The organism is Aeromonas sp. HMWF015 (assembly GCF_963878965.1).
Taxonomy (GTDB): domain Bacteria; phylum Pseudomonadota; class Gammaproteobacteria; order Enterobacterales; family Aeromonadaceae; genus Aeromonas; species Aeromonas veronii.
The window spans coordinates 1-19,362 of the sequence record NZ_CAWNZT010000293.1; the positions used below are offsets into that span (position 1 = coordinate 1).

Annotated in this window: 10 protein-coding genes, 2 tRNA genes and 2 riboswitches; of the genes, 4 read left to right on the forward strand and 8 right to left on the reverse strand. The window is 61.1% G+C overall.

What is annotated here, in order from left to right; all coding sequences use genetic code 11:
- Positions 1 to 84: 84 nt before the first annotated feature.
- From AACS18_RS14950 to AACS18_RS14970, 5 genes are all read right to left on the reverse strand, one after another.
- Positions 85 to 160: transfer RNA gene (locus AACS18_RS14950), tRNA-Ala, on the reverse strand.
- Between the two features lie 63 nt (positions 161 to 223).
- Positions 224 to 299, reverse strand: a tRNA-Ala gene (locus tag AACS18_RS14955).
- A gap of 740 nt (positions 300 to 1,039) precedes the next feature.
- On the reverse strand, positions 1,040 to 2,956 hold the full coding sequence (locus tag AACS18_RS14960; RefSeq protein WP_108612579.1) for a glycoside hydrolase family 19 protein: 1,917 nt from the start codon (positions 2,954 to 2,956) through the stop codon (positions 1,040 to 1,042).
- 79 nt (positions 2,957 to 3,035) lie between these two features.
- On the reverse strand, positions 3,036 to 6,017 hold the full coding sequence (locus AACS18_RS14965) for a M66 family metalloprotease (protein WP_308810798.1): 2,982 nt from the start codon (positions 6,015 to 6,017) through the stop codon (positions 3,036 to 3,038).
- Positions 6,018 to 6,090: 73 nt separating this feature from the next.
- Positions 6,091 to 8,703, reverse strand: coding sequence for a glycosyl hydrolase family 18 protein (locus AACS18_RS14970; RefSeq protein WP_108612581.1), 2,613 nt, complete (start codon positions 8,701 to 8,703; stop codon positions 6,091 to 6,093).
- Positions 8,704 to 8,802: 99 nt separating this feature from the next.
- Positions 8,803 to 8,890: riboswitch (cyclic di-GMP riboswitch) on the reverse strand.
- 315 nt (positions 8,891 to 9,205) lie between these two features.
- Here AACS18_RS14970 and AACS18_RS14975 point away from each other — a divergent pair.
- Positions 9,206 to 9,373, forward strand: a complete 168-nt coding sequence (locus AACS18_RS14975) for a hypothetical protein (RefSeq protein WP_258228723.1) — start codon at positions 9,206 to 9,208, stop codon at positions 9,371 to 9,373.
- Positions 9,374 to 9,509: 136 nt separating this feature from the next.
- Here the strand turns inward: AACS18_RS14975 and AACS18_RS14980 are convergent, their stop codons facing one another.
- Both AACS18_RS14980 and AACS18_RS14985 read right to left on the reverse strand, forming a co-directional pair.
- Entirely contained in the window at positions 9,510 to 12,104 is a 2,595-nt protein-coding gene (locus tag AACS18_RS14980) for a glycosyl hydrolase family 18 protein (protein ID WP_108612582.1), read from the reverse strand.
- Between the two features lie 102 nt (positions 12,105 to 12,206).
- Positions 12,207 to 12,294, reverse strand: a riboswitch (cyclic di-GMP riboswitch).
- A 234-nt stretch (positions 12,295 to 12,528) separates the two neighbouring features.
- A complete protein-coding gene (locus AACS18_RS14985) occupies positions 12,529 to 15,984 on the reverse strand; it encodes a hybrid sensor histidine kinase/response regulator (protein WP_108612583.1) in 3,456 nt (1,151 codons plus the stop codon).
- Positions 15,985 to 16,208: 224 nt separating this feature from the next.
- Between AACS18_RS14985 and AACS18_RS14990 the strand changes: the two genes are divergently transcribed.
- Genes AACS18_RS14990 through AACS18_RS15000 form a run of 3 tightly spaced genes read left to right on the forward strand, consistent with a single transcriptional unit; the run spans position 16,209 to position 18,274 of the window.
- Positions 16,209 to 16,832, forward strand: coding sequence for a DUF2975 domain-containing protein (locus tag AACS18_RS14990; protein WP_108612584.1), 624 nt, complete (start codon positions 16,209 to 16,211; stop codon positions 16,830 to 16,832).
- Positions 16,833 to 16,839: 7 nt separating this feature from the next.
- Positions 16,840 to 17,049, forward strand: coding sequence for a helix-turn-helix domain-containing protein (locus AACS18_RS14995; protein WP_108612585.1), 210 nt, complete (start codon positions 16,840 to 16,842; stop codon positions 17,047 to 17,049).
- Between the two features lie 7 nt (positions 17,050 to 17,056).
- Positions 17,057 to 18,274, forward strand: coding sequence for a hypothetical protein (locus AACS18_RS15000; protein ID WP_108612586.1), 1,218 nt, complete (start codon positions 17,057 to 17,059; stop codon positions 18,272 to 18,274).
- A gap of 77 nt (positions 18,275 to 18,351) precedes the next feature.
- On the opposite strand, the gene AACS18_RS15005 is transcribed toward AACS18_RS15000, so the two are convergent.
- Positions 18,352 to 19,362: 3-phenylpropionate MFS transporter (locus AACS18_RS15005; RefSeq protein WP_108612587.1), on the reverse strand; the 1,011-nt coding region annotated here is incomplete at its 5' end.

Genomic DNA, 19,362 nt, shown 5'->3' on the forward strand with positions numbered 1-19,362 from the left:
GAACCGCGGACCTCTTGCATGCCATGCAAGCGCTCTCCCAGCTGAGCTATAACCCCTTTGATTCCAGATTGTTCGAGGAGAATTTGGTGGAGCTACGCGGGATCGAACCGCGGACCTCTTGCATGCCATGCAAGCGCTCTCCCAGCTGAGCTATAACCCCACAAAGGTCGGCTTGGGTGATACACACCGCACTGCCCTGGGTACTTCATGTCAATCAGGAACCTGGTGGAGCTACGCGGGATCGAACCGCGGACCTCTTGCATGCCATGCAAGCGCTCTCCCAGCTGAGCTATAACCCCAACTCACCTCGGCGCCACCGAAGTTATCTCCGGCAACGGAGGCGCATGATAGGCATCACCCGCTTTGCTGTCAACCCTAAAATAGCCGCGACTGATTCGTTTAGTCAAAATTGCAGCAGTTCGCTGTTTTTACCAGCAAGGCGCGTGCTATCTCTCTGTTTTATGTCACAAATTGGCTCAAGCACCTATACAGGAGAGGCCGTGCAGCGAGCCTCTTTCCCCGTGCAACGCCCCAGCTCTCAGGCCTCTTTTGCTGGCTGATCATCAGCTTCTCCCCCGACACCTAGGGAAAGCCTTTCCATAAAGGGCATTGCATTTGAAAACCCTTTCCATGATTTATGTAAATTTACAACACAGAAAGTTGATCTGGCTCACAAATGACCATAGGATCAAACCGTGACCCAGGTCACACACCATAACCATAAATGACAGAGCGATGAGGTAAACCATGTTTGAGAATCTGGCAGTCCTGTTCCACCTGCGCGGTGCAACCACCAAGAACGGCGTTGTAGAGAAAGATGCCTATGCCCCCTCCACCCGTGAATACTACTTCCGCTACGGCAAATAATTGCTGAAAGCCTTTCACGGAAAATGTAATAAAAAAACAACACACATCATCACACAGCCCTTTCGAGGCGCTGTCCTGTCCGGGCCAGATGTTCCACGGCCAAACCTGAACTCCACCAAACAAGAATGGGGCCCGCAGGCCCCATCTTTTATTGCTTCGGCTTAATGCCGGATCACAGCTTGATCCAGGCATCACTCCACGCGGTTCCCTTGCCCGGCTCATAGGCCCAGGCAGCGCCTGCGCACCAGCCGGTGTAGGGGTGCGGTTTGCACTCGTAGCTGGCACCGCCATTGCTGATCCGCTCGCCTGCCTTGTAGGGAGTCCCCTCTTTATAGGCCGGATAGTCAGGCTGCGTTACGCCCCCCTCCTCCCCTTTCACCTGCAGGCTATGGGTAGTGCTGCGGCTCAGATTACCTTCATCTGTGACCGTCAGTTTGATCTCCAGCTTGGTATCGCTGGCCGGCTTGGGCAGAGTCAACTCCAGAGTGACCTGATCCAGTGCCGAGGCAGAGGCTCCAGCCGGGATTGTCCAGGCATAAGTCAGCGGCTTGCCTTCCGGATCGCTGGAGTGCTGGCCGGAGAGGGTCACCTTGCTGCCACCTTCGGCCTGCGCCGGGCCGGTGATATTGGCCACCGGTGGCAGGTTGGTACCACCGCCGTTATCCTCGATCACCACTTCGGGATAGAAGTGCTGAACGCAGCGGCTGTAATCCCCCTCCTTGAAGGCACTGAAACGGGTCTGGTAACCCACCAGCTTGCACGCGTAACTCTTGCCGCCGTTGGGGTTCTCTGCCACATAGCTCCAGTCCTGCTCCCAATAGATGGGCAAGGCACCGGCGCCATTGTCGTCAAACACCTTCATGTTCTTGCAACCCAGCACCTCGTCGGATGGCACCGCCACTCCGAGGTAGTTGGCAAACTCGCGGTAGTAGTTGATGCGATTCTGGGACTGGGCATGCTCGACCGGGCCGCCGCACTCCACCCCGCCATTGATGATCTGGGTGGTGACCCCGAAGCCCGGCACCAGACCGTTCTGCTTGTCATGGTCATTCGGCTGCCAGGTGCCATCGATGACATGGAGCATGGAGGGCTTGGGCGGCTGCGGATAGGTATAGAAGAACACCGCACTGGCCAGGTTCAGCCAGGTGTCGGCCACCAGATCGGGGCGGTCGAGCAGGGTGCGCACCGTACCAAACATCGCCTCGGAGAAGGGGCCGTAGTTGTAGTTGTAGGAGAGCTGCTTGGCGCCGCGGCCAAAGTAGCTCTTGAACTCGCCATTGTCGAAAGTACCGCACGGCCACTGCTGACCCTGCCACACATCGGGACGGCACTCGGCGTTGTAACCACCGCGCATGGTCTCATTCCATCCCATCTCGCGCACGTAGACCAGCGCCTGACGCCACTCGGCTTCCGGGCGCCAGTTTTCATGGCCGCCGGTCTCCTGGGCGAAGTGGGCGAACATGGTCGCCAGGGTCTTGCGGCAGATGGCATCGGCATCACGGCCATCGCTGTAGTCGCTGCACAGGGCCGGGAACTTGGCCGCGGCCTGCAGCAGGCCGCGATAGGTGTACTCGGGGGTGCGCAGCGGGAAGAGGTAGTTGAACTGGCTCTCGCTCAGCAGGCTTTCGACCCGCTTGACGTTGCCCGGGTTGTCGGCACGGCCCGGCTGCACCGCCTCGACTACCAGATTGTCCCGGGTAGCGATGGAAGCCTTGACCGCTTCCATCGCAGGGAAGTCGGTCAGCGCCTTCTCTTTGGCATCCAGCTCGGCCTGGCTCATATAGACGGGGGTGGTGCTGCCATCCGGCGGGGTAGGCGTCGGCGGATTGGGCTTGTCATCGCCACCGGTGTCCGGCGGGGTCACTTCCCCTTCGCCGACAAGCTTCCACGGGGTATCCCACTCATTGGCGGCCGCCATGCCCGGAGTCTGACCCGGGTTGACCCACCACTTGGCCTCAAAAACCTGGCCGTTGTAATTGACCTGGCTGCCGCCCGGATAGGATTTGTTGATGTCGTATGCCTCGGCCGCCCACAGGTGGCCGCTCAGCATCATGCTGGCAAGCAGAAGGGTGATGCGGTTTTTTTTCATTATTGTTGCTCTCTATGGTTTTGTGGCAAAAGGCAGAACCCGCCTGAACAGGCTCCGCCATCTTCATCATGGACTCAACCTAGGGGCAGCTTGCCGCCCCGACATCCAGCCAGACATCGTGCTTGCCCGGCTCGTTGCCTTGAGTCCACCACTTGGCCTTCCACTGACGGCCATTGTGGTTGGTCAGCTCCCCGCCGTTGTAGGCAACGGTAGCGCTCCAGCCCAGATCAACCTGACTCGCCAGCGCCCACTGATCGGCGGCGCGGCTCGGTTCATTGCCCTGAGTCCAATACTTGGCACGCCATACCAGCTGGTTGTGGCTCACCTTGTCGCCGCCGTTGTAGACCTTGCTGGCCTGCCATGCGGGAACATTCGCCGCTTCCGGATCTGTGGTGTTGCAAGAGCCGTCGACCACGGGCGCCAGCGTCAGCACGACGCGCCCTTCGCTCTGGTGTACCCCGTCCGAGACACTCACACTCAGCTCATGCTGCTCGCTGGTGGTGACAACCGGCGGTAACAGACGCAGGTTGGCACTGGTCTCGCCTTCCGCCTGCCAGCCCGCCGGGAAGTGCCAGCGGTAGCTCAGCGCATCCCCCTCGGGATCCCTCGCCTCGGCAGTGATGGTCAGCCACTCACCGCCGATGCCGCCGAGCTGCGTCGGCACGGTCACCACCGGAGGCTGGTTCTCAACCACGCCCTGCTCCAGCGGCCGCCCGTTGACGGTAAAGGAGAGGGTCTGCTGCGGTGGCAGCAAGCTCTGCTGTACCAGTGTCTGGCCACGGCACTGGATGGTGGCGCGGCCGGGCTCGCTGGCGGTGGGCAGGTTGATGTGGAACTTGTTCATGACACTACTGGCCGCTCTGTGATTGGCCAGCCTGAAGCGCTGCAGACCATCGCGAGTCTCCACCTGCAACTGGCAGTCACTGCCGGACAGGGTGTTGCTGTCATCCGGATAGGTGAAGCCGTAGGCGCCATGCAGCGCCGGATAGATGTAACTGGGCAGACTCCCCTGCGGGTCGTAATAGCCCACCAGAGTGGTCACCGGCACGCCGAACTGCTCGGGCTTGCGCGCAACCTTGGTATCGATGAGGGAGACCTCCACCCAGCTCTGGCCATCCGAGGTGAAGCTCTTCTTAAAGCCCCGGTTCACCACAATTTCCTTGCCGTTGATAAAGAGACGACTGTTGTAACCGGCCCCGTGATCGATGGTCAGACTGCGCCCACGGTTGTCCGCAGATGCAACCGGCACCCGGATATCACGAGTCCAGCGTCCATCCCACATGGCAACCCTGACCAAGCCGTAATCCGCCAGCAGGGCACTCAGTCCGGCCTCGCTCAGGGCATCCATGGGTGCATCGACCTTCTCGATCCCCTCGATTGTGTGCTGATAGGGCTCCATCCTGGCCGTCGCACTGTTCCACTTGCTAAAGCCGGTGGCCGAGTTGGCATCGAACACCGCTTTGCTCTCCAGAAAACGCTGGATGATGGCGGCGGAATTGGGGGTATAGAGGGTGAAACGGTTGGCGCCGGAGAGAGGGCTGCCGCCCGCCATCGCATCGTAGCCAAACTTGCGGCCATCGAACGGCGGCTGGCACTGGCCATCCAGACAGGCATCCTCATTGGTGCGGGTCGGCGAGAAGTTGGGAATGAAACGGTGTTTGTCACTGTCCCAACCCCAGCTGGAGTTGAGCTGATCGGCACTGCGGTGAACCGAGCCACGGAAGCCATCCACATAGTGGCCAAGGCCGAAGTTATGGCCCACTTCGTGGCTGAACTCGTTGCCCAGCGAATCATCCAGCGTAACGATGCCACCGCCGCCGGAGCCACCGTGCACCTGAACCCCATTGGCATATTTGCCGCGGCTGTTGTGCGCCGTCAGCTGGGCCACCACAAAGGGATGGCTCCCCTCCCCTTCACCGGCACTGCTATTGATGCCGTAGTTGGCATTATCAATGCCGTGGGAGATAAGCTCCTTGCCGATGCGCTGGCGCATGGTGCCGCCATGCCACCCCCCTTCGCTTGGGTCAAAGTCGGTCAGCAAGGTGCCGTTGGGCAGCATCACCTCAGGCAGGGAGAGCGGCGCATACTGACTGACGATCAACCGGCTGGCCGGGATGGTCTGGAAGTATTCGCGATGGGCCTCCTTGTCATTGGCAAAGGCAAAGCGATCCCGCGGCGTGGTGAGCAAGCCGATGTCGATGGTGTGCAGCAGCAGCTCGCCGGGGGCGCCGACCTTGATGTCACGCAGTTCACCACTGAGATTGCCCTGACGAACGGAGAGGTTCAGTCCGGGCTGGATCCACTCGGCAGGCAGCTCGCCGCTCCAGGTATCCGCTGCATAGGTGATGCGGTTGTTCTCCAGCTCCCCCTCGCGGAACCACTGCCCGTTGGCAAACTTGAACTGCAGGGTCTGGCCACGGGAGACGGTCACCTGCCGCTCGCCATAGAAAATCGTCGAGTTGTAGCCTGCGCTGGAACGCAAGCGCACCATCTTACCCTCCAGGTCCGGGCTCACGGGCAGGTAGATATCCCGAACCCAGCGGCCGTCGGCGGTCTGGATCTCCACCAGCGCGCGACCAGTCAGCCGCTCCTTGAGGAAGGCACCGCTCTTGTCGTTCAGTTTGGCCAAATCAGCACTACTGCTGATGACGGCAGTGGTGCCGCTCTCCGGGATGAAGCTCACTCCGCCTTCGGGAACCCCCGCGAGGTGGTAGACAGTCTCGGGCAGTGCTGATGGCGGCGACAAGGTCAGGGTGCCCAGCAGCTTGCCGCTGCCGTCACGGGCATCCACCGTCATGGGGGTCACCCCGTCGGCCTGGAGCGGTTTCACCAGCAGCAGGCTCTGGCGCAGGCTGGTCAGGATGGGTTGGCGATCCCCCTCTTTGGGATGGGACGGCAGGATCTGGCTCTGGGCAAACTGCACGCTGGCAGCCAGACTGCCCGCCAGATCGCTTTGCGGTGTCGTCTCATTGAATATCAGGGGTGAGGTGGTGGCAGACAGGGGGCCAGCCGCCAGGGTTGCCATGATGAGGGCTGCGATTCGGGTCACATTTGTGGTCATTGTCGGGTTCTCGTTCATATTGCTACCGGGAATGAGGGGCATGTCGCCATGCCCCGTCATCTGTGAGGAGGCCTCAGTTACAGCTTGCTGCCCCGATATCCAGCCAGACATCGTGCTTGCCCGGCTCATTGCCTTGAGTCCACCACTTGGCCTTCCACTGACGGCCGTTGTGGTTGGTGAGATCCCCGCCGTTGTAGGCAACGGCTGCGTTCCAGCCCAGATCAACCTGACTCACCAGCGCCCACTGATCGGCGGCGCGGCTCGGCTCATTACCCTGAGTCCAGTACTTGGCCTGCCATACCAGCTGGTTATGGCTCACCTTGTCACCGCCGTTGTAGACCTTGCTGGCCTGCCATGCGGGAACGTTGGCCGCTTCCGGATCTGTGGTGTTGCAAGAGCCCCCTTCACCGCCTTCGTTGATCGGCGTGACGGTGAGACGAGTGGCCGCGTTGGCGTCGAGTGCGCCATCGGAGACGGTCACAGAGAGGTCATAACCGGTTTCGACATCCACCGCCGGGCCGGTGACCACCAGGGTGGCGCTGTTCTGGCCGGTCGCCGTGATACCGGCAGGCACTTGCCATTGATAGATCAGCTCGTCGCTATTGGGGTCGGATGCCTTGGCGGTGATGGTCAACTGTTTGCCCTCTTCCACCCTGACGTTGGCGGGCAGAGTGACCACAGGAGGCAGGTTGGGCTGTGGCGCCTTGTTGGTCACCACCACCTGATCCCTGGCTGTCAGTTGATGGTCATCGGTTACCGTCAGCTCGAACACCAGATTGATGTCGGTTGCCACGGCATCCAGTACTACACGGGCCTTGGCCTGAGTCGCATCATGCAGGGTGGCTTGCGGGCCGGAGACTTGCCTCCAGCTATAGGTGAGAGCGCCATTTTCCGGATCGTGTGACGCAGAGCCGTTCAGCGTCACCTCGGTCGGACCGATGACACTCAGATCGCTGCCCGCATTGGCGACCGGCGGCTTGTTGGCGGGCGGAGTGACCCCTTCGCCGTGACCGAGGCCTTCATGCATGGCGTTGAGGATGTCGCCGTTGTCGGCATCGATCTCCCAGGAGAAGAGCCCGCCCAGCTTGTTGGCCAGCACGTATTGGCCTTTCGCCTTGACCGAGCGCTCGTCGTCATAGGTGATCAGCTCGCCGGTGGAGGGCTTGAACAGGGTCGCCGCTTCGGCAGTCTCGTCGTAGTTGTACTCCCAGCCTGCGCCCATATGGCTGTTGACGATGTGGCGATAATCCAGCACGCCATCTTCCCAGGTGCCCTTGATCTTGCCGGTGGCGGTGCCGGTGAAGGGATCGTTGCCCTGATATCCGCTCACCCCTTTCCAGCCGCGACCGTAGGCGGCGGCACCGATCACCAGCTTCCCGGAGTCGACCCCCTGCGCCAGCAGTTGCTGCACCGCTGCATCAGTGTTGTAGCGCTTGTTGGCCGAGCCGTTGGTAGCCTGATAGAGGTTGGCCTGATGACCCAGGGAGGTATTGCTCCAGGCACCGTTGTAGTCGTAACTCATCACGAAGAGGTGGTCCATGTACTGCTGGGCAGCCTTGTAATCCACATCCTCAATCTTGTCGTAACCGGCACCGATGGCGGAGGTGAGCTGATAGGTGCGACCGGTCTCGGCCTCCAGCTCGTCGAGCATGGCGCGCAGATCCTTCATGATCAGCACATAGGTTTCACCATCTTTGGTCTTGTCCCCCAGATTGGGGTTGGCGCCATCGCCACCTGGGAACTCATAGTCGATATCGACACCGTCGAAGAACTTCCAGGTCTGCAAGAACTCCTTGACCGAGGCGACGAACACATCACGCTTGGCCTTGTCATGCATGAAGAAGAAGGGGTCGGAGAGGGTCCAGCCACCGACGGAGGGGAGGATCTTCAGGTCCGGATAGGCCTGTTTGAGGGCCATCAGATTGCCGAAGTTGCCCTTGTAGGGCTCATCCCAGGCGACCAGTGACCCCTGCCCTTTTTGCAGCGCGGCCCAGGGATCGTGAATGGCGACCTGGAAATCCTTGCGCCCGGCACAGGCACGTTGCAGCGCCTGGAAGCTGCCGGCAATCTCTTTGAGGCTGTCGTTGAGGCCATCACCGCCACAGATCGGGGTGAAGCCATAGAGGATATGGGTCAGGTTTTGGGCCGGCAACTTGTCCACGGTGAAGTTGCGATCATAGACCCCCCACTCCACATAGTAGGTACCGACCACCTTGCCGGACTTGTTGACATAGGGTTTGTTATTCTCCTGCAGGGCTGGCTTGAGTGGTGCAAGGTGGCTGCCATCGGTATCGGCGACCACGATCTCCTTGGCATCAGACAGAGTGCAGCCATCGCCGTTGCACAGCGCGACCTGCATCTGATAGCGCCCCCCCTTGTGCACCTTGAAGGTGGCGGTACCCGCGGCGGAAGAGGGACCGGACCACACCTCCTTGCCATCCAGCAGCACCTTGGCACTCTGGCCGATATCGCCGTTCCAGATATTCCAGGTGACGGTCACATCGGCGCCATCCTTCACCTTGACCAGCTCGTTATAAGCGGTCGCGGACTGGCTGACTTCGACGATGGCAAACTTGGTGGGGCCCCAACCGATGGCGGGTTTGCCGGGAGCTGCCGCATAAGCGGCGGAAGAGGCGAGCAGGGTGCCGACCATCATGGCCAGCAGTGCAGGTTTTGGACTTAGCATATTGCTTTCCTTTTCGTTATTGGAAAAACGAAAGGGCAACGCAACACGACAGGTGACACAAAAACGGCCACCCCTTGGCAAAGGCAGCCTGCATTCTACTGTGGTGGCCCCGCTATCCTAGGTCGTCTTGACCCTTAGACCGGAAGCTTTGCGTCCCGACTTTTCAATCGGTTTGCCCTTGTCACAACGTTATTTCTGGCGATAAATAATCGCCGATTGACTGTAGGGTAATTCTGATAAGTAAGCAAATCGGACCATTGCCAGCCCACCAGTTACCAACCCCGACAATTACCCACTTTCAAGAAATTAATGTTTAAAAAACAGCCGGATATGCAGACCTAATCTCATCACCTCCAACCAGATACCTCACACCATTTTTTTGATCTGCATCACACCAAATTGAGAAAAATCAATGAGTAAGAACAATATGCGACAAAAGACCCATCTGTATCGCAACTAATGAATTTATAATCGCCGCTTTGCATGGCCAGCAGGTGTCTTCATGCCCAGCGAACTGCCCTCACGCACCCGGTTATCCAGATACGACAAATTTGTTCGTTTGACGATTTATGCCTTGCCACTGGCCGGGATGATCTGGCTTATCAACAGACTCAATGGCTGGCAAAGAGCAGCGTGCGGCACAGATGCCAGCAAGCGGGGAGAGCATTAATCACTAGTTCGGAAGGGCTGCTTTGCAGGCACAAAAGAGAAGCTGGGTGGGTAACCGGTTGGCAGACCCGCCAGAATGTGGCGAAGCGGGGAGAAAAAACGGGGCATGACCGGCATGCCCCGCCACCATTCAATGCTTATTTACAGCTGGCGGCTCCCACATCCTGCCAGACGTCGTGTTTGCCAGGCTCATTGCCCTTGGTCCAGTACTGCGCCTTCCACTGACGGCCGTTATGGGTGGTGAGCTCGCCACCGTTGTAGGCCACATTGGCATCCCAACCCAGTTGCACCTTGCTCACCAGCAGCCACTGATCCGCGGTGCGGCTCGGTTCGTTGCCCTGGGTCCAGTACTTGGCCTGCCACACCAGCTGGTTGTGGCTCACCTTGTCGCCGCTGTTATAGGTGCTGGCCGCTTTCCAGAGTGGCCAGTTGGCCGCATCCGGATCGGTCGCCGTGCAACCACCGCCGCTGCTGGCCGGTTTGACCGTCAGACGGGTTGCCGCGCTGGCATCCAGCCCGCCGTCGGAGACGGTGACGCTCAGGTCATAGCCGGTGTCGCTGGTGACGCTCGGGCCGGTGACCACCAGAGTGGCGCTGTTCTGGCCCGTTGCGGTGATGCCTGCCGGCACACTCCACTGATAAGTGAGTGGATCACCGTTCGGATCAGAGGCGGTCGCCTTGATGGTCACCTGCTTGCCCGCCTCCACAGAGGCCGTGGCAGGTACATTCACCACCGGCGCCAGATTGGCCTGCGGCGCCTTGTTGGTGACCACCACCTGATCCTTGGCACTCAACTGCTGGTCATCGGTCACTGTCAGCTCGAACACCAGATTGATGTCGGCAGTCACCGCATCGAGTACAACACGGGCCTTGGCCTGAGTGGCATCAAGCAGGGCAGCCTGCGGGCCGGAGATCTGCTTCCAGCTATAGCTGAGCGCGCTGTTTTCCGGATCGTGGGAGGCCGAACCATCCAGCGTCACCTCGGTCGGGCCGGTCACCTTGAGGTCACTGCCTGCATTGGCCAATGGCGGCTTGTTGGCTGGTGGAGTCGTCCCCTCGCCGTGGCCCAGCCCTTCATGCATGGCGTTGAGGATGTCGCCGTTGTCGGCGTCGATCTCCCAGGAGAAGAGGCCACCGAGCTTGTTGGCCAGCACATACTGCCCCTTGGCCTTGACCGAGCGCTCGTTGTCATAGGTGATGAGGTCGCCGGTCGCCGCCTTGAACAGATAGGGCGCCTCGGCCACCTCGTCATAGCCCTTCTCCCAGCCCGCCCCCATCCGGTTGTTGACGATGTCGCGGTAATCCACCACTCCGTCCTCCCAGGTGCCTTTCACCTTGCCGGTCGCCTTGCCGGTGAAGGGGTTGTTGCCCTGATAACCGCTCACCCCAGTCCAGCCACGGCCATACATGGCGGCCCCGACCACCAGCTTGCCCGGTTCAACCCCCTGCGCCAGCAGCTGATTCACCGCCTTGTCGGTGGTGTACTTGGTATCGGGATCCCAGCTCGCTGCATAGAGGTTGGTCTGGTGGCCCAGCTCGGTGTTGCTCCAGGCACCGTTGTAGTCGTAGGTCATCATGAAGATGTGGTCCATGTAGGGCTGGGCCGCCTTGTAGTCCACATCCTGGATCTTGTCCCCCCCCGCCCCGATGGCCGAGGTGAGCTCATACTGGCGACCAGTCTCGGCCTCCAGCTCGTCGAGCATGGCACGCAGCTCCTTCATCAGGGCCACATAAGTGGCGCCATCACTCGGGCTGCCCAGTTTCGGGTTGGCGCCCTGTCCGCCTGGGTACTCCCAGTCGATATCCACACCGTCGAAGAACTTCCAGGTCTGCAGGAACTCTTTCACCGAGCCGACAAACACATCGCGCTTGGTTTTGTCACCGAGGAAATAGAAGGGATCGGAGAGGGTCCAGCCGCCGACCGAGGGGAGGATCTTGAGGTTCGGATAGGCCTGCTTGAGCGCCATCAGGGCGCCAAAGTTGCCCTTGTAGGGCTCATCATGGGCGGTGAGGTTGCCTTGCGGCATCTGGATGGCGGCCCAGGGATCGTGCATCGCCACCTTGAAGTCGGCGCGACCGGCACACGCCCGCTGCAGCGCCTGGAAGCTCCCTTCGATCTCCTTGAGGCTGTCGTTGAGGCCATCCCCGCCGCAGATGGGGGTGAAGCCATAGAGGATATGGGTCAGGTTCTGGGCCGGGATCTTGTCGACCGTAAACTTGCGGCCATAGACCCCCCACTCCACATAGTAAGTCCCCACCACCTTGCCGGACTTGTTGGCGTAGGGCTTGTTGTTCTCCTGCAGCGGCGCCTTGAGTGGCGCCAGATGGCTGCCGTCGGTATCGGCCACCACGATCTCCTTGGCATCAGAGAGGGTACAGCCATCGGCGTTGCACAGCGCCACCTGCATCTGGTAGCGCCCCCCTTTCTTCACCTTGAATTTGGCGCTGCCCGCCGCGGCCGAGGGGCCGGACCACACCTCCTGACCATTGAGCAGCACCTTGGCACTCTGGCCCAGATCGCCGCTCCAGAGGTTCCAGTTCACCTCCACATCGGCGGCATCCTTTACCTTGACCAGATTGTTGTAGGCAGTGGCCGCCTGATCGACTTCAACGATGGAAAACTTGGTGGGGCCCCATCCGATGGTCGGCTTGCCGGGCGCCGCAGCATAAGCGGACGAGGCGCAGCACAGACCGACCGCAAGGGCCAGCATGGTAGGCTTTGGACTTAGCATTTTTATATTTCCCTATTTCGTTATGTTGGCAACGAAAAGGGCTACGCCCTGACAGGTAACGCAGACGGCAGTGCGGCCTCTTGGCAAAGGTGCACAACAACCTGTGGTGGCCCCGCTATCTCAAGTACGGCTCATCCCTGGACCGGAAGCTTTGCGTCCCGATCTTGCGATCGGTTTGCCCTTCGGTTACTTCATTTGCGATGCAAAAAATCGCATCCCGACTATAGAGTGAGCCAATCCGGTCTGCCACTGTCGGCGTTCACCGACAGTGGCAAGCCAAAAGAGTAACTGGCAGCCATTACGCAGGAAGATGAAGAGATCTTCGCCAATAAACCTCTGTTTTCGGCATTCATCCATGACCACGGGTCACAGGATCATTGCGCGGTTTTGTGAGCCGGTTCACGGCTAGCCGCCCCGGCTGCGGCTAGCGCATCAGCAGGCTGTTCATCAGGGCCCGCAGTTTGAGTGGTTTGACCGGCTTGCTGATGTAGCCATACCCCCGCTCGCGGATCTGCGCCTGCAACTCGCTCTTGCGATCGGCACTGATGATGATGCCTCCCAGCTCGTCGCCACACACCCGTTGCAGGACAGCGAGCGCCTCCAACCCGGTCTTGCCGTCATCGAGGTGGTAGTCGGAGAGCACCAGTCTCGGCACAAACCCGTCAGCCACCAGCGCCTCGGCTTCGGCCAGATCGACGGCGCAGCGCACCTCGCAGCCCCAACGGCCGAGCAGGGTGCTCATGGCGGTCAGAATGTCCCGCTCGTTGTCGATACAGAGCACGGTTACACCTTCCAGCTGGCTGTCACGCACCACCGGCGCCGCCAGCTGATGGGCCGTGACCGGCCGGGTCGCCAGATTGAGGGTCACCGCAAAGACCGATCCCTTGCCCGGCCAGCTCTGCAATGTGAGCTGATGACCGAGCACCTGCGAGATGCCACGGGCGATGGCAAGCCCCAGACCCAGCCCCTGCTCCTTGGCGGTGCGGGAGTGATCGAGGCGGGAGAACTCGTCAAAAATAGCCTCCTGCTTGTCCTGCGGGATGCCGGGGCCGTTGTCCCACACCTCGATGCGGATCTTCTCCCCCATCTGGCGGCAACCAAGCAGCACCCGGCCCCCCGGGTTGTAGCGAAACGCATTGGTGAGGAAGTTCTGCAGCACCCGGCGCAGCAGCCGCACATCGCTGTGCACCGCGTGCTTGCTCTCCACCACCGAGAAGTGGATCCCCCCCGCCTGCGCCAGCACGCCAAACTCCGCCTTGAGGTTGTCGAGCAGATCGCGCAGGGCGAAGTCGAGCTTCTTGGCCTTGAACTTGCCCGCTTCGAGCCGCGAGATATCGAGCAGATCGGTGATAAGATCCTCGGTCGCCCCCAGCGCATCATCGATATGGCGGGCAATGCGGGCCTGCTCGCCAGCATCGGGCAACATCTCCAGCAGGGAGGAGGTAAACAGCTTGGCCGCATTGAGGGGCTGGGTCAGATCGTGGCTGACCGCCGCCAGAAAACGGCTCTTGGATTGATTGGCCCGCTCCACCTGCTGGTTCACCAGCAGCAGCTGGCGGTTGAGTTCGGAGAGCTCACGGGTGCGCTCGGCCACCCGCGCCTCCAGATGCTCGTTCGCTTCGCGCAGCACCCGCTCCGCATCGCGAAACGGCGTGATGTCGGTAAAGGTCATGACGAAACCACCGGCGGGCATGGGGTTGCCCTGCATCTCGATCACCCGCCCGTCCGGACGCTCCCGCGCCGAGATATGGGCGCTACCGCGCTTCATAAAGGCGACCCGCCGCGCCACATGATCCTCGATATCACCGGAGCCACAGAGCCCCTGCTGGGCGTTGTAGCGGATGATCTCTTCAATGGGGCGCCCTGCCTGAATAAGCCCCGGCGGATAGTGGAACAGCTCGATGTAACGGCGGTTCCAGGCCACCAGCCGAAGTTCCCTGTCCACCACCGATATCCCCTGCCCGATATGCTCGATCGCCCCCTGCAGCAGGCCGCGGTTGAAGCGAAACACGTCGGAGGCCTCATCGACTATGGTGGCGATCTCCTCGAGCTGCATGTTGCGCCCCTGCAGGGCAGAGGCGAGCACCAGCCGTGCCGATGAGGTGCCAAATACCCCCGCCAGCAGCCGCTCGGTGTGGGCAATCAGCTCGGCCGAGGCCTGCATCTGCGGAGCAAGGGTGCCGCCCCGCTCACCGGCGAAGCGACCAAAGGCGCGCTTGACCCGGCTTGAGCCGACAAAGCGGGCCGCCAGCATCTCCAGCTCCTTGACCGAGACCCGCGCCTGATAGAGGGCGGCGGTATCGCGGCTCGGCTTGCCGACAAAGTTGGCCGCCTGCAGCCGCTCGCTCACCGCAGGGCGCGACAGAAGCGAGCCTGCCACATAGCCGAGCAGGTTGAAGAGCAGGCTCAGGAAGATGCACCAGGCCCCGAGACTCAACTCGCGAAACGCGGGCCAGTCCGGCGGCGCCAGCAGCTCGGCCAGCGGTGAACCGGCCAGCAGCCCGCTCTCCACCAGCAGGGTCACGAACCAGAGGCTTACCCCGAGGCTCAGCCCAAGATAGACCCCCTTGCGATTGCCGTGACGCCAGTAGAGGCCGAGCAGCAGGGCCGGCGCAAACTGGGCCACCGCACCAAAGGAGAGATAGCCGATGCGCGACAAGCTGGTGAGATCGCCGAGCCAGAGGTAGAGCCCCCAGGCCGCCAGCAAGATCAGCAAGATGGCGCCACGGCGCACCTGCAGCAGCAGCCTTACCAGCCGCTCGTCGCGCCCCTGCCGCCAGAAGCGGCGCAGCAGCACCGGCAGCACCAGATCATTGCTCACCATGATCGCCAGTGCGATGGTGCAGACGATCACCATGCCGGTGGCCGCCGAGGTGCCGCCGAGAAACGCCAGCATCGCCATGCCATCGAACCCGAGTGCCATCGGCAGGCTGATCACATAGGTGTCGGAGGCCATATCGGCCCCCACCCACTGCTTGCCCGCCAGCGCCAGCGGCCAGATAAAGAGCCCCATCACGAACAGGTAGAGCGGGAAGATCCAGCGCGCCCAGTGCAAATCCTGCCCCTGATTGTTCTCCACCACAGTCACATGAAACTGGCGCGGCAGGCAGATGACGGCGCACATCGCCAGCACCGTATAGATGGCAAGCTCCAGCAGGTTGCCGGGGCTCACCGCCACCACCTGTGCAAAAAAGTCGCGGGTCACCTGCTCGTGAGCCTCGCCCGGTTTGCTCAGGATCAGCCAGAGGGCAAAGCCCCCCACCGCGATAAAGGCTAGCAATTTGACCACCGATTCGAAAGCGATGGCCACCACCATCCCCCTGTGGTGCTCGGTGGCATCGAGATGGCGGGTACCGAACAGGATGCTGAACAGCGCCAGCAGCAGAGTAACCCCGAGCGCCAACTCGCTGGTATTGCTGGTCGGGCTGATGCCGCCGCTGTTGACCATCAGCAGATCCAGCCCGGTGACGATGGCTTTGAGCTGCAACACCAGATAGGGGAGGATCCCCATGATGGCGATGAGGGCGATCACCATGGCGAGCCGCTGGGATTTGCCGTAACGGGCGGCGATAAAGTCAGCGATGGAGGTGATGTGCTCGCGCTTGGCCACCAGAATAAGGCGGGCCAGCAGCCGCCAGCCAAACAGAAAGACCAGCATGGGGCCAAGGTAGATGGGCACCGGCGACCAGGGGGATTCACTCGCCTGCCCCACGGTGCCGAAGAAGGTCCAGGAGGTGCAGTAGACCGCCAGCGACAGGCTGTAGAGCAGCGGTTGTCCCTTGAGACGGTGCCGTTTGTGCTTGTCTGCCACGAAGGCGATCAGAAACAGCAGCCCCAGATAGGTGAGCGACAATCCGATCAGCAGCCATCCCTGGTGCATCGATAACTCCTTGTCCATGTTGAGTTTTTGTATACAGCCTCGCCAGTCTAGAGAGGCAGCAGCCAAAAGTCATCCCCTTCGGACAGATTGAAATTATCGTTTTTCAATAAATTTTGCCTTGACTGAATATCGTAAAACGATAAACATTCGCCCATATACATATTGATAAACAATAAACTCCAAGCCATTTCGCCAGCAAGATGGCCCCCACCATGAGGTTCATGATGAGAACGACCAAACTCGAACGCCTGAGCGTGCTGATCGAGTGGCTGCTGCTGTTTGCCCTACTCGCCACCCCCACCATTACCCTGATGGAGACCTGGTCCCACCTGTTTGGCGGCAATGACCTGCTGCAAGAAGAGCTCAACCAGATCATCCACAGCAGCGGCTCGCACATTCTCAATGGCGTGCCGCTGGTCAATGGTGAAACGCCGTCCCTCGACCTCTTCCCAGAGCCGCCTCTTACCATTGCCGACTATCCGCTACGTACCGCCAACCGACTGCTCGGCACCCTGGTGCAGTTGTTGCCAGATCTGGTCTTCATGCTGATGCTGTGGCAACTGCGCCAACTGTTTCGCGGCTACCGCCACGGCCTGCTGTTCACCTTCGAGCAGATCCGCCGCTACCGGCAGATCGGAGTGCTGCTCTGCGTCTCCTTCCTCGTCGAGCTGATCCAGACCCCCTTGCTCGATACCGTCCTCACCATGAGCGGACCCGAGATACATGGCTCCGTCTCCATCAGCTCATCCGATTTCCGGCTACTGCTGGCGGGACTGATCGTACTGGCGCTGGCACTGGTCATGCGCGAGGCCAAACTGCTGGCCGACGAACAGCAACTGACGGTGTGAGGATCCTATGCCTATCATCATCCGGCTCGATGCCCTGCTGGCCGAGCGCAAGATGACCGCCCGCGAGCTGGCCCAGCGCATCAACATCACCGAGGCCAACCTCTCGATCCTCAAGAATGGCCACGCCAAGGCGGTGCGCTTCTCCACCCTAGAGGCCATCTGCCGTGAACTTAAATGCCAGCCCGGCGATCTGCTGGGCTACGAGCAGGAGCGCTAACCCCCTTATGAGTCGTCATATCACCCTGTTTGCCCTGTGGCTACTGCCGCTGTGGGCCTGCGCCGCCGATGGCGCGAGCGGCCCCCGCTACCTTATCGAGCAGGGCGCCAGTGCCAATGTGCTGCAAGTGCGCCTCACCATGCATGGCAAGCCCCCTTTTACCCTACTCCCCGCCCGCCAGTTGCCTGGCAGTACCGCGCCGGTTTCACCTGCGCTGGTCTGCCTTGCAGACAACCAGCCGGTTGCCCTCAACCAGCCCTTCTCTTGCAAAGAGATCGGCTGGCAGATCACGCTCACAACGGCTCCGACTGTGGGTGCTGATGCCTCGGCCCAACAGTCGCTGTTGTTTGCCCCCAACCAGTGGCTATTGACCGAATGGGGCAATCTGGTGCGCCAGCTTGGGAGCCGCCGAGGGGAGGTCTGTCTGCCGGATGGCAGTTGCCAATCGCTGCCAGATGTCAACCAGCCGCCGCTGATCCTGCCGTTTGGTCTGCAAACTGTGCCCGTCACCAAGCCGGAGCCGCGGCTGGTGCTGAGCCATGACGAGACCGCCAATCAGCTCGATCTGCCGGCCTTGCAGCAGCAACTGAATGAGATCATCGACTATCTGGCCTTCCAGCTCGATGTGGCTCCACCCACTCACCCGTGGCAACTGGTGTGGCTGGGGCGGGATGTGGCGACCCGCTCCCTCGGCGGCGCCGCCGGAGATCAGGTGTTTGTCGCCAACTACCCCACCATGAATGGCAAACCGACGCCACAGGCCCCCTTGCGCTTGCTACGCACTTCGGCCCACGAGGCGGTACACATCCTCAGCGCTCGCCGCTCCGAGCCGCAACCCACCTGGGTCAACGAGAGCCTCGCCGAGTACCTCGCCATCAAGGCACTGCGCCGCTTCCGGCTGCATCAGGTCACGGCAGTCAACGAGCTGGCCGAGCGGGGCAAACAGCTGCCCCATAGCGAGAGCAGCCTCTATCGGGCAGCTCGCGAGGTGATGGCGGGCGATCGCTCCTACTACCCGCTCTTTTACGTCAAAGGGAGCGCCTTCTGGGAAGTGCTGGAGCGGGAGCTGCAACACAATGATGTGATGCTGGCGCAACTATTGCCCCAATTGGGCTGGCTGCCGGATGGCCGCTTTGATACCGCATCCAATGAGCTGATTGCAGGCACCATCGGCTCGGATACCTGGCGCCGCCTCAGCCGCCTCTATCTTGGCGAGCAGCAGTAACGCCGCAAACCACAGCAACGAAAAAGGGAGAGCCGTGGCTCTCCCTTTTTCCAGGTGATGGTTCAGATAGACAGATATCAGGCCGGAGCACTCTCCTGCGCAGAGGGACGCAGCCGCAGGAAGAACACCGGCAAGACCACCAGCACCATCAGGAAGAAGATGCCGCCGCCCAGTGGCTCGAACAGCACACCGCAGAGTGCCATCAGAGCCGCCACCGTCATGCCAAGACCCAGCGCTGCGTAGAGGGACTGGGTCGGGATCAACTGCTCGGCCGGTAGCTGGCGGGTCATGAAGCGCACCGCCCCCAGATGGCTCACCCCGAAAGTGACCGCGTGGAGCAGCTGCCCCAGCACCAACACCCACAGCTCGGTCGACGCCCCCAGCAATACCCAGCGCACCACGCAACCGATGGCTCCGACGATAAAGAGGCTCTGCGCCCCGAAGCGTTGCAGGAAGCGCTTGTCGGCGGCGAACATGCAGATCTCGGCCACCACCCCGATCGCCCAGAGGTAACCGATGATGGTGCCGCTATACCCTTGCGCCTTCCAGTAGATGGCACTGAAACCATAATAGGCAGCGTGGCTCCCCTGCAGCAGCGCGGTCAGCAACAGGAAGCGGCGCACCGGCGCGCTGCGCAGGGTCGCCAGCAAGGATGCCTTGGCGCGCTCCCCCTGCACATCCTGTGGCGCGGGACTAAGTGGCAGCCAGCTGAGCAGCAGCATCAGCACCAGCCCCGCCACCATGGTGTGCAAAATCCAGTCGCTGCCGAAGTTGCCCACCAGCGCCCCTACCAGGGTCGAGGCAACGATAAAGGCAAACGAACCGCACAGCCGCACCTTGCCGTAGTCGATATGCGCCTGCACCACCATGCGGGTCGCCAGCGCCTCACCTACCGGCATCAGGGTCGGGTAGATAAAATTGGCGATCAGGGTCAAGCCCACCAGCCACCAGAGGTGATGGCTGAGATAGAAGCCAAGGAAGGCGATCAGGCTGAGCAGGGAGAGCAATCGGGTAACCGGCAGCAGATGGCCTGCCCCCTTGATCTGTCCCATCACCATCAGGTTGCCGGCAAAGCGGATCGCCATCCC